The organism is Enterobacter asburiae, assembly GCA_011754535.1.
GTDB lineage: Bacteria > Pseudomonadota > Gammaproteobacteria > Enterobacterales > Enterobacteriaceae > Enterobacter > Enterobacter cloacae_N.
In genome coordinates this window covers 3,021,252-3,033,509 of the sequence record JAAQVN010000001.1, presented here as the reverse complement: position 1 = coordinate 3,033,509, position 12,258 = coordinate 3,021,252, and the positions used below count along the sequence as shown (strand labels likewise).

The window sequence follows — 12,258 nt, the reverse complement described above, 5'->3', positions numbered from 1 at the left end:
GCCAGTTGCGGCAGGTCAATAAGACGCTATTATTTTTGACTTTGTTGCATCTTCCCTGACAGGACATCCAGACGCTATGCCCGTGAATTTTGACCTTAACGATCTTTATGCCTTCAGGGCGTTAGTGGAATACGGTAACTTCCGTGTCGCCGCTGAATCTATCTGCTTATCCCAGTCGGCGCTGAGCCGCAGGATCGAAAAGCTGGAAGCCGCGCTGGGAACAAAGCTGTTTGACCGAACCACCCGTCGCGTCGCCCTGACGCTATATGGGCAAAACTTTGCTGAACGCTCAGCGCAGCTGCTTGACAACGTGGAGTCAATGCTGGCGGATGTCGATAAGGCCAGTGAAGAGCGGACGGGGCTGATTACGGTCGCCGCGGTACCTTCCGCCGCCTGTTACTTTATGCCTGATGTGATCCGTCGCTTTCAGTCTCGCTTTCCTCGCGTTCGCATTAAGCTCATCGACAGCAGCGCGGGGAATGTGATTGACGCCGTGGCCCGAAGCCAGGCGGATTTTGGCATCTGCTTCGCGGGAAACTTATCGTCTGAAATTGAATTTTTCCCGCTGGTGGAGGATGTCTACGTTGCGGCATGCAGAAAGGATCACCCGCTGGCGCAGAAGAGCCACCTGACGTGGGAGGCGTTTTTCCAGCAGGACTATATCTCCCTCGATAAAACGTCGGGTAACCGCAACCTGCTCGATCGGATGCTGGGGGATATCATTCCCGAGCGCCCCAGCGTCTGCGAAACGCGCCACGTCACCACGATGCTCGGCATGGTAGAGGCGGGCATCGGCATTGCCGCCGTTCCCGCCATGTCGATGCCGACGTCGGAGCACACGCCGCTGACGCATCTGCCGCTGGTGGCGCCGGAGGTGAAACGCGCCGTGGGGCTTATCCGGCGCCGGGGGCGCATTCAGTCTTATATTGCTGCTGAACTGGAAAAAGAGATCACCGAGCGGTATCGCCGGACGTAACGGGGATCATCCCCGTCTCACGGATGGCCGCCCCTGAGGGCGGTGAGGCGAGATAGCTCAGTAGCGCTTTCCCCTCCGCGGGGTGTTCAGCGTGACGGGTGACCGCGCCGGCGAAGCGCGTGATGTACTGCAGATTGTCCGGGATTTTACCGATAAAGGTGACGCCTTCAACCGGCAGCAGCTCGCTCACCTGCTGGAAACCCACGGCGTATTTTCCTTTCGCCACTTCTGAGGCGACCGGAATACGTTCGACCATTGTTGCTTTAGCCGCCGCCTCGTTTTCAATCCCCAGTTTCCTGAACAGCGTCTGGCTGACATACCTGCCGCTGGCGCTGTCTGAGTAAGCGATGGAACTGGCCTGCAGCAGAGTTTTACGCAGAGTCGCCTCGCTGCTGATATCAGGAATATCCGCACCTTTTTTCACCACCATGCCAACGGGAGAGTCCGCGAGTTCAGTTCGCGAACCTGGCCTGGTCTGGCCGGCTTTTTCGAGCTTCGCCAGCGCATCACCCACCATAATCACCACGTCGGCCTTCTCGCCGCGCGCGAGCCGGTTTGGGATCGCCTGCGGCGTATTGCCCATTGAGGGACCGGGAATAATCACAATGGTATCGCCAGTCTTGCGCTCATATTCCGGTGCGAGCTTTTCAAGGGCGGCTTTGAAACCGCCTGAAATCATCACTTTCACCTCCTGAGCGCAGGCATTCACGCTCATGAACATCAGCACCAGCGCGCTGGCGGTATAACGAGAAGTGCGCGTCATGCGGCCCCCTGCGACTTAACGGTGTTTTGCACTGAAACCGCGCGACGACGGTAGAGGTAGAGGGTGGCCAGCAGGGCACACACCGCGGCGAAGCTCATCCAGTAGCCCGGCGAGGCTTTGTCACCGGTGTATTCAATCAGCGCGGTTGACATCACTGGGGTAAAGCCGCCAAAGACCGCCGTTGCCAGGCTGTAAGCCAGAGAGAACCCTGCCACGCGGACTTCAGCAGGCATAATTTCCGTCAGCGCCGGGATCATCGCCCCGTTATACAGCCCGTAAAGGAAGGAAAGCCACAGCAGCACGCTCAGCATCATCGAGAAGCTGGGCGCGTCAGCCAGCAGCGTCAGGGCTGGATAGCTGGTGGCCAGCGCCAGCAGGGTCATGGCAATCAGCACCGGCTTACGCCCGAAGCGGTCCGACAGCGCGCCGCCCACCGGCAGCCAGATAAAGTTAGAGATCGCCACCAGCAGCGTGACCAGCAGGCTGTCAGAGGCGCTCAGCATCAGCACTTTTTTGCCGAAGGTTGGCGCGTAGACGGTGATCAGGTAGAACGCGGTGGTGGTCATCGCCACCATCAGCATGCCCGCGACCACCACCTGCCAGTTGCCAAGCAGCGTTTTAAAGACCTGACGCATCTCCAGATGATGGCGGCGCGCGCTGAACTCTTCCGTCTCCTCCAGCTTGCGGCGCAGGAAAAAGATAAACGGCACGATTAAACAGCCGAACAGGAACGGGATGCGCCAGCCCCATTCACGAATGGCGCTCTCCTCCATCAGGGCATTCAGGGCAAAGCCCATCGCCGCGGCGACCATAATGGCAACCTGCTGGCTACCGGACTGCCAGCTGGTGTAAAAACCTTTGCGGCCCGGCGTGGCGATTTCCGCGAGATAGACCGAAACACCTCCAAGCTCCGCCCCGGCGGAAAAGCCCTGCAGCAGGCGGCCCGTCAGGACAAGCAGCGGTGCCCAAAGCCCGATGCTTTGATAGGACGGGATCAGCACGATCAGGAAGGTGCCTGCCGCCATAATGGAAAGCGTCACGATCAGCCCTTTGCGGCGGCCAACCTTGTCAATATAGGCCCCCAGCACGATGGCTCCGATTGGACGCATCAAAAAGCCCGCGCCGAAGACCGCGAAGGTCATCATCAGCGATGCAAATTCACTGCTCGCCGGGAAGAAGGTGTGGGCGATGTAGGTGGCGTAGAAGCCGAAAAGAAAGAAATCAAATTGCTCAAGAAAGTTGCCCGACGTCACGCGAAGTATCGCGCCCGCCTTAGAGCGTACGGTTGCAGGTGAGGTTGAGGAAAACATGGTTATCTCCAGTTTATTGTTGACGTTTTACGCGTCTGTTTCTGAAAACTGGATCAGGATGGCGAAATAGATAAGCGCAATTAACGCATTGATTGATGCGCGTTACGCATCAATAGTGAGACGATAATGATGAGCACTATAAGCAACAATAACTTAACAAAATATTGGCTTTTTATTCACCAATGTCATCTAAGCCTCTGATATTGCGATTTTGTGATGTGGCGCAGAGAGAGGCTCCTGAGAAAGGGCCGGGCAATCGCTTCGTTACCCGGCGGGTGCAATTTAGCGCAGCGCCCTGGCAATCGCGCTAAACATCAGAGAGGCCTCCAGCGGCTGGGCGCTAAAGGAAGGCTCCGCCTGTGGCCAGGTAGACCACTGGACGATGACCAGGTTTTCTTTCTGGTTCACCACGATCATCTGACCAAAAATGCCCAGCGCCCAGAGCGAACCTTTGAGCGAATCCTTCGCTGCCGGCTCAACGCCCTTGGCGTTGACGGGCACGGCGTTGTTCCACCACTGATAGCCGTACAGGCCTTCTGGATGCGCGTCTGATACCGAGCCTTTCGCCTGAGTCCAGTCTGACGACTCCTTCACCCAGCCGTCAGGCAGGATTTGTTTGCCCGAGGGGAGCATACCGTTGTTCAGGATAAATTCCCCGAAGCGACCCCAGTCCTCCAGCGTGGCGTTAAAGCCGTGCGCGCCGACGTCATGTTGACCTTTACTGTAGGCATGCCATACGCCGTCGCTCGCCATGCCGTACGGCTGCCAGATGCTTTTCTCCAGATACGCCGCGATCGTCATGCCGGTTGCTCGCTCCAGCACGTCACCCAGCAGCCAGGCTCCGCCGGAAGAGTAAGACCAGTTTTCTCCGGCCGGGTGAACCCTGCGTAATCCTTTCACCAGCTTGCGCACGCAGTCGTAGGTACCCGGCTTCGCCTCGCACTCGGTGAGCTGCGCGAAGTCGGAGTTCGGGTTGGTATAATCCTCGTTCCACGCCACCCCGGAGGTGTGGGTGATAAGCTGTTTGAGCGTCACGCCGTCCCACGCGGTGCCTTTCAGATCGGGTTCATATTTCGTGATCCTGTCGTCGAGTGAGTGAATTTTTCCCTCTTTAAGGGCTACGCCCACCAGCGCCGATACCACCGATTTGCCTACCGAGCGCGAGGTCCATAGCGTGGTGTCGGTATTGCCCTGGGCGAGATATTTCCAGGCGATTTTGCCGTCTTTCAGCACCAGCATACCGCTGACGTTCTGGCGCTTGAGATATTCCTTAAGGCCGTAGCGCCTGTCGTTAACCTGATAATGGACGTCCGTTAGCGGCTTTTCCGATACCTGCAGCGGTACGGCGTTTCCGTGGCGGAAAATATCCCCGGCGTAGTTGCGATAATCATTACGAAATCCCACCACGCGATCGGCCTGATTCCAGGTCAGCATTTTATGGGTATCCGGCAACGCGGCGTCGAAGGGGGCAGGGCACACGCTGAGCTCGGTGCCTTCGCAGGCGGCCATTGCCGCAGGGGACAGCAGGCTGCTGAAGACAAGTCCCGCCAGCAGGGCATGATTTACTGTTCTGTTTTTCATATCCGTCTCGTATAGGTTAAGAACGGGTTCAGTTTAAAAAACCGGGGGCTATAATAAAAAACGCGTAGTGGGGGAAAATCCCCCAAAAAAACAGAGGGAGCGTAGCGTGGCTGGACTGATCTATTCCTTTGCACAGCTTGAGGCATTCACCGCCGTGGCTGAAAACGGGAGCCTGAGTAAAGCGGCAGTGGTGCTGAAGAAAGACCGAACGACGCTTCGCGATCTGGTTGATTTTCTTGAGGATGGGTTAGGCTACGGGCTGTTTATTCGCGACGGGCGTACCCTGCGGCTCACGCCGGAAGGCGAGCAGCTCCAGCGTCAGGCTCATTTGCTGATGCGGCAGGTCAAAGCCTTTGAGGCCTTCGCCAGGGAGGTCCCCCACGGCGCTACGCAGGACCTGACCCTGGTCTACGATCCTTTCACGCCCAGAGTTTTTCTGCGCAGGGTCATCGCTGAAATGGCGGCGCGAAAAATCCGCCTGAGCCTCATCTGCGCCTCGCGTGATGAATCTGAACGGCTGCTGGCGAACGCGCGCGCGGACATGGCCATCTGCCAGGCGCGCAACCGCAGCGTGGGCGATAACATGGAGTGGCGGGCCCTGGGCGCAATCGATATGGATTTTTACGCCTCCTGTACCCTGTTTACGGGGACGTCATCCCCCCTTTCACTGCTTGACCTCTCCCTGGTTCCGCAGGTCGTTATGCACCCAGACTCGGACGAGCCGGTTGCGCGTCGCCTGCAGATTTCAGGGCATACCCTTTTTACGAACGAGCCGGAGATGCTGCGCGGTCTGCTGGAGCGAGGATGCGGCTGGGGGTTCTTACCAACCCATTTTCATGCCGTGCGGTGGCAAAACGTAAAAAGGCTGCTCACCGAAGTGGGCAGCCAGGGGATTAGTCAGACGATGGTCACCATCTGGAAGCCAGGAAGCGACAAGCGCGCCATCATTGCTGACACGCTGTCGCTTTTGCCGGAGCTATGGAAGCACTCAGCGCTGTGAACAGCCTTTGCACTGCTGGTTCTGGATCTGCTGGAAGAAATCGTTGCCTTTGTCATCCACCAGGATAAACGCCGGGAAGTTTTCGACTTCAATTTTCCAGATGGCTTCCATTCCCAGCTCAGGATAGGCCACACACTCAAGGCTCTTAATGCTGTTTTGCGCCAGCACCGCCGCCGGGCCGCCGATGCTGCCCAGGTAGAAGCCGCCGTGCTTATGGCAGGCGTCGGTTACCTGCTGGCTGCGGTTGCCTTTCGCCAGCATGATCATGCTTGCTCCGTGGGATTGCAGCAGGTCGACATACGAGTCCATGCGTCCCGCAGTGGTCGGGCCGAGTGAGCCAGAGGCGTAGCCTTCCGGGGTCTTGGCTGGCCCCGCGTAGTAAATCGGATGATCTTTAACGTACTGCGGCAGTTCTTCACCGTTGTCGAGCAGCTCTTTCAGCTTCGCGTGGGCGATATCCCGCGCCACGATGATGGTGCCGTTCAGCGACAGGCGGGTAGAGACCGGGTGCGCGGAGAGTTGCGCCAGGATCTCGTTCATCGGCTTGTTCAGGTTAATGCTGACCACGTCGCCTTCACCCTGCTGGCGCAGTGATTCAGGAATATACTGGCCCGGGTTGTGCTCCAGCTTCTCAATCCAGATCCCATCGCGGTTGATTTTTGCCTTGATGTTGCGGTCTGCGGAGCAGGAGACGCCCATGCCTATCGGGCAGGAGGCGCCGTGGCGCGGCAGGCGGATCACGCGGATGTCGTGGGCGAAGTATTTCCCGCCGAACTGCGCGCCGAGGCCGAGGTTCTGCGCTTCCTGGAGCAGTTCCTGTTCCAGCTGAACGTCGCGGAACGCCTGGCCGTGCTCGTTGCCTTCGGTTGGCAGCGCGTCGTAGTAGCGGGTTGAGGCCAGCTTAACGGTTTTCAGCGTGGCTTCCGCTGAGGTTCCGCCAATCACAAACGCGATATGGTACGGCGGACAGGCCGCGGTACCCAGGGTGCGCATTTTCTCAACCAGATAGTTTTTCAGCTTCGCCGGGGTGATTAGCGCTTTGGTTTCCTGATAGAGGTAGGTTTTGTTGGCGGAACCGCCGCCTTTTGCCATGCACAGGAATTTGTACTCATCGCCGTCAACGCTGTAGAGATCAATCTGCGCGGGCAGGTTGGTGCCGGTATTCACCTCTTTATACATGTCCAGCGCCGCATTCTGGGAGTAGCGCAGGTTATCTTCGATGTAGGTGTTATACACGCCCTGGCTCAGGGCCGCTTCGTCACCGCCGCCGGTCCAGATGCGCTGGCCTTTTTTACCCATGATGATCGCGGTGCCGGTGTCCTGACAGGTCGGCAGCACGCCTTTTGCGGCAATTTCAGAGTTACGCAGGAACTGCAGGGCAACGTATTTGTCGTTCTGGCTGGCTTCCGGGTCGTTGAGAATGGCGGCAACCTGCTTCTGATGGGAAGGACGCAGCATAAATGCGGCATCATGGAAGGCCTGCTGCGCCAGCAGGGTCAGGGCTTCCGGCTCCACCTTCAGGACTTCCTGGCCGTCGAACTCGGCTACGGAGACGTGTTCTTTGGTCAGCAGGTAGTATTCGGTGTCGTCATGGGAAAGAGGGAAGGGGTTCTGATAAAAAAACGGTTTATTCGACATAGTATTGCTCCACAAAAATAAAACCGCCGGAGGAGAAGTCCGGCGGTCAGGAATCAGAACATCATGGACATCCACGGATAACCAATCAGCAGCAGGGCCGCCAGGAAGATGGCACCGAAGATGGTGCCGAGGCGCCAGTAGTCTTTGGTTGGCAGGTAGCCGCTGCCGTAGTAGATCGGGCTTGGGCCAGTACCGTACGGGGTGATGATCCCCATCACGCCCAGAGAGGTCACCATCAGCAGGACGAACACTTCCATATTCATGCCCGGAATGGTGGAGGCGATGGTCAGCATCGCTGGCAGCAGCGCGGTAGTGTGCGCGGTGGTGCTGGCAAACAGGTAGTGCAGTAGGTAGAACGCCAGCAGCAGGACGATGGTCGCCACGCCCGGAGAGATACCGCTCATCAGCAGACCGCCTTCTTTACCCAGCCAGCTGATAAAGCCGGTAGAGGAGAGGCCATCCGCCAGCGCAACCAGGGTGGCGAACCAGACGAAGGTATTCCACGCGGCCTTGTTACCGGTGATATCGTTCCACTCCAGCACGCCAGTCCACAGCATCAGCCCGACGATAAGCAGGGCCGCCATCGCAGGCTCAATCCACGCGGCGGCGAAGATCCACATCAGCAGCGCGCAGCACACGAACACCAGCAGCAGAATTTCATTGCGGGACAGTTTGCCGAGTTTTTCCAGCTCACGGGTCGCCCACAGCGGCACTTCATTGTTCACTTTAACTTCTGGTGGGTAGAACCAGTAGGCCAGCAGCGGCATGGTCAGAATCAGCAGGATACCCAGCGGCAAGAAGGCGAGGAACCAGGTGCCCCAGGAGATATCAATCCCAACGGTGCTTTTCACCAGCGCCAGCGCAAGCAGGTTCGGCGCAAGGGCGGAGAGGAACATTGAGCTGGTGATACAGGCCGCGGTGATCGCCACCCACATCAGGTACGAACCAATCTTACGCGCGCTTGGGTCATTAGGTTTTGAACCGTACAGCGGCGGCAGGTTAGCAATGATTGGGTAGATGGTCCCGCCGCTGCGCGCGGTGTTGGACGGGGTGAACGGTGCCAGCAGCAGGTCCGCAAACGTAATGGCGTAACCGAGCGTCAGGCTGCGACGGCCAAGATACTTCACCAGAATCAGCGCCAGACGGCGGCCGAAGCGGGTTTTGTCATAGCCCGCGGCGAACATGAAGGCACCGAAGATCAGCCAGACTGTAGAGTTACCAAACCCGCTCACCGCCCACTTAAAGGAGGCGCCCGCCAGCTTGAATTTCGGGTCGGCCAGCTGTTCAGGGCTGAACAGCACCCACTGGCTGCACAGGGCAATGGCAACCACGCCGGTCAGGCCAATCACCGCGCCCGGCAGCGGTTCGAAGATTAAGCCGACGATTACGCCGACAAAGATAGCGAAGTAGTGCCATGCGTAAGGCGGCAAGCCTTCTGGTACGGGCACAAACAGCAGCAGTACGGCGACGATGACGGGCAATGCCATCATCAGCAATCGTTTTGCGTTTCCATTTGATGCCTGGTTCGCCACTGGGGGCGTTACAGCAGTTTTTGTATTCATAGTTTCACGTCTTAAGTTGTCAAAAATTCGGTTGCACTGAAAAAACAGAATCGCTTTCTTAAGTTTCTTTGCTTTTTTTAGTTATTAAAGGTGCGATTTTGTATTTTCAGTAATAGCGATTTAACGCGTTTTTATGTGCGCTAAATTAAAAAATGATGATGTTTTTATATTGCGCTTTTGAATGCCATAACTATTGATCGCGATCAAAAAAACAGAATTGCAGCGTTATTTTTATGCTTTTATTAATAACCACTCTGGCGTATGGGGTTATTATCTGTTTTTCGGATTTGTTTTATCATTTTTGTAACAATATGAATTTTTAATTAGATATAACTTATTGATTTATATCGGAACTATTGGTTTTTGGTGAATTGGTTTTACCATTTTTTATTTAACGATTTTTAAATTATTGTGAATAGCTGAATTACAATCGCTAACACCAATGTGTTATTTGTGTTATTGCAGGGATTAAATAGTTTTTTAACTAACGTAATAACTTTAGAAACTAAAAAAATCATTATATTAATATCATGACATCGGCAAATAACGACGAAACAAAAAATCAATCCGATAACGAATTCTCAATTTTTAAAAGTTTGGAGTTTCTATTATGAGCACTAACGAACGCATTCTTAGCCCCTTCACATTACCGAATGGCACTGAACTGAAAAACCGTTTGTTAATGGCCCCGATGACAACCTGTACCGGCTACTATGACGGCACCGTTACCAGCGAGCTGGTGGAGTACTACCGGGCCCGTTCCGGCAGCATTGGTACCATCATTGTGGAGTGCTGCTTTGTCGACGATCTCGGTCTCGCCTTCCCGGGGGCGATTGGGATTGATACCGACGAGAAAATCGCCGGGCTGGCTAAAATCGCCGAGGCAATAAAATCCAAAGGCTCTAAGGCACTGCTGCAGATCTACCACGGCGGCCGCATGGTCGACCCGAAACTGATCGGTGGCCGTACCCCGGTGGGCCCAAGCGCCGTGGCCGCGCCGCGTGACGGCGCCGCGACGCCGGTTGCCCTGACCGCAGAAGAAGTGGAAGGCATGATCGGCAAGTTTGGTGAAGCCGTGCGCCGCGCCATCCAGGCAGGTTTCGACGGCGTGGAAATCCACGGGGCGAACACCTACCTGATTCAGCAGTTCTACTCCCCAAATTCAAACCAGCGTGACGACGAGTGGGGCGGCAGCCGCGATAACCGCGCGAAGTTCCCGCTGGCGGTGCTGGACATCACCCACAAAATGGTGCGCCAGTACGCCGATGATGCCTTCATCATTGGCTACCGCTTCTCCCCTGAAGAGCTTGAGGTTCCCGGCATCCGCTTTGAGGACACCATGTACCTGCTGGAGAAACTGGCCGCGCGCGGCGTGGACTATCTCCACTTCTCCGTAGGCGCCACCCTGCGTCCTTCTATCGTCGACACCCAGGACCCGACGCCGCTTATCGAAAAATACTGCGCAATGCGTTCTGACACGCTGGCGCAGGTTCCGGTGATGGGCGTTGGCGGCGTGGTGAATGCGTCAGACGTGAATGAAGCGCTGGACCACGGCTACGATCTGATTGCCGTAGGCCGCGCCACTATCGCTTACCCGGACTGGACCGACCGCATCGCGGCGGGTGAAAGCCTTGAGCTGTTTATGGACAGCACCAGACGCGAGGAACTAAGCATCCCTGAGCCGCTGTGGCGCTTCTCGCTGGTGGAAGCGATGATCCGCGACATGAGCATGGGCGAGTCCAAATTCAAACCTGGCACCTTTGTTGAGAAAGTGCAGGACGACGCTAACGAACTGGTGATTAACGTCAGCCTGGAAACCGACCGCATTGCGGACATCGAACTTGCCTCCGGCCCGAGTGAAGACGTTGAGTTTGTCACCAGCTTTGAAGAGATCCGCACCCGCATTCTGGATGCCAATACTCCGCACGTGGATGCCATTACCGGCGCAACCAGTCAGAGTGAAGCGGTGAAGAAAGCGGTATCTAAAGCGATGCTGAAGTCCAGCAAGGCGCTGGCAGCGGAAGAGGGCGTTGACCCGAACGAAACCCGCAGCGTGGACGTGGTGGTTGTCGGCAGCGGCGGCGCCGGTCTGGCGGCGGCGATCCAGGCTCACGACGAAGGCGCAAGCGTGCTGATCGTCGAGAAAATGCCGACCATCGGCGGGAACACCATTAAAGCCTCTGCCGGTATGAACGCCGCAGAAACCCGCTTCCAGCGCGTGAAGGGGATTCAGGACAGCAAAGAGCTGTTCTACCAGGAAAGCCTGAAAGGCGGCGGAAACAAGAACAACCCGGAACTGCTGCGTCGCTTTGTGGAGAACGCGCCGGAAGCAATTGAGTGGCTGGCAACGCGCGGCATCATGCTGAACGACATCACCACCACCGGCGGGATGAGCATCGACCGTACTCACCGTCCAAAAGACGGTTCTGCGGTGGGCGGCTACCTGATCAGCGGCCTGGTGCGTAACGTCAATAAACGCAACATCGAGGTGATGCTGGATACCTCCGTCAGCGACATCATCTTCGAGAACGGCGAAGTGACCGGCGTACTTCTGACCACCGAAGAGAACGAAACCGTCACCGTGGCAGCCAAAAACGTGATCGTGGCGACCGGTGGTTTCAGCGCCAACAGCCAGATGGTGGTGAAATACCGCCCGGATCTGGAAGGGTTCGTCACCACTAACCACAAAGGGGCGACCGGCGGCGGTATCGCGCTGCTGGAGCGTATCGGTGCAGGCACGGTTGATATGGGCGAAATTCAGATCCACCCAACCGTGGAGCAGAAAACCTCGTACCTGATTTCTGAATCCATCCGCGGCGGCGGGGCGATTCTGGTCAATCAGAAAGGTGAGCGCTTCTACAACGAAATGTCGACCCGCGATAAAGTCTCGGCGTCAATCATCGCGCTGCCGGAGAAATACGCATACATCGTCTTTGATGAGCACGTACGTGCCAAAAACAAAGCCGCAGATGAGTATATCGCGAAAGGTTTCGTGACCAGCGCCAGCTCGCCAAAAGCCCTGGCTGAAGCGCTGGGTATGGATCACCACGCTTTCCTGGCGACCCTGGAACGTTACAACGGTTTCGTTGAAAAACAGCACGACGATGATTTTGGCCGCACCACCGCCCTGCGTGCGCCCATCAACGAAGGGCCGTTCTACGCCATTCAGATTGCACCGGGCGTGCACCACACTATGGGCGGCGTGACCATCAACACCGAAACCTGCGTGCTGGACAGCAACCACAACGTGCTGCCGGGGGCATTCGCTGCGGGTGAAGTGGTTGGCGGGATCCACGGCGCTAACCGTATCGGCGGTAACGCGGTGGCGGATATCATTATTTTTGGTACCCTTGCAGGACATCAGGCGGCGATGCGCTCAAAAAGAACGTAAGGCACCTGTTTCCCCGGCGGCGCAGTGCCTGCCGGGG

8 protein-coding genes are annotated in these 12,258 nt (G+C 56.8%); 3 read left to right on the top strand and 5 right to left on the bottom strand.

The window, feature by feature from the left end:
• Positions 1 to 76: 76 nt before the first annotated feature.
• The gene (locus HBM95_14305; GenBank protein NIH44101.1) at positions 77 to 976 is read left to right on the top strand and encodes a LysR family transcriptional regulator; all 900 of its coding nucleotides are present in this window, start codon (positions 77 to 79) and stop codon (positions 974 to 976) included.
• On the opposite strand, the gene HBM95_14300 is transcribed toward HBM95_14305, so the two are convergent.
• From HBM95_14300 to HBM95_14290, 3 genes are all read right to left on the bottom strand, one after another.
• Positions 951 to 1,739: an ABC transporter substrate-binding protein gene (locus tag HBM95_14300; GenBank protein NIH44100.1), complete on the bottom strand. Its 789-nt coding sequence runs from the start codon at positions 1,737 to 1,739 to the stop codon at positions 951 to 953. The genes HBM95_14305 and HBM95_14300 overlap by 26 nt on opposite strands.
• Entirely contained in the window at positions 1,736 to 3,049 is a 1,314-nt protein-coding gene (locus HBM95_14295; protein ID NIH44099.1) for an MFS transporter, read from the bottom strand. The genes HBM95_14300 and HBM95_14295 overlap by 4 nt, the downstream gene beginning before the upstream one ends.
• A gap of 282 nt (positions 3,050 to 3,331) precedes the next feature.
• Positions 3,332 to 4,630 (bottom strand): serine hydrolase, encoded by a 1,299-nt coding sequence (locus HBM95_14290; protein NIH44098.1) that lies wholly within the window; start codon positions 4,628 to 4,630, stop codon positions 3,332 to 3,334.
• 106 nt (positions 4,631 to 4,736) lie between these two features.
• On the opposite strand from HBM95_14290, the gene HBM95_14285 reads away from it, so the two are divergent.
• Positions 4,737 to 5,630 carry a LysR family transcriptional regulator gene (locus HBM95_14285; protein ID NIH44097.1) on the top strand — a complete coding sequence of 298 codons (894 nt, stop codon included), beginning with the start codon at positions 4,737 to 4,739 and terminating at the stop codon, positions 5,628 to 5,630.
• On the opposite strand, the gene HBM95_14280 is transcribed toward HBM95_14285, so the two are convergent.
• Together HBM95_14280 and HBM95_14275 are read right to left on the bottom strand one after the other, a co-directional pair.
• On the bottom strand, positions 5,619 to 7,268 hold the full coding sequence (locus tag HBM95_14280) for a fumarate hydratase (GenBank protein NIH44096.1): 1,650 nt from the start codon (positions 7,266 to 7,268) through the stop codon (positions 5,619 to 5,621). The two genes, HBM95_14285 and HBM95_14280, sit on opposite strands and share 12 nt — an antisense overlap.
• 53 nt (positions 7,269 to 7,321) lie before the next feature.
• Positions 7,322 to 8,758 (bottom strand): anion permease, encoded by a 1,437-nt coding sequence (locus HBM95_14275; GenBank protein NIH44095.1) that lies wholly within the window; start codon positions 8,756 to 8,758, stop codon positions 7,322 to 7,324.
• A gap of 682 nt (positions 8,759 to 9,440) precedes the next feature.
• Between HBM95_14275 and HBM95_14270 the strand changes: the two genes are divergently transcribed.
• Positions 9,441 to 12,221 carry a flavocytochrome c gene (locus tag HBM95_14270; protein NIH44094.1) on the top strand — a complete coding sequence of 927 codons (2,781 nt, stop codon included), beginning with the start codon at positions 9,441 to 9,443 and terminating at the stop codon, positions 12,219 to 12,221.
• Positions 12,222 to 12,258: the final 37 nt, after the last annotated feature.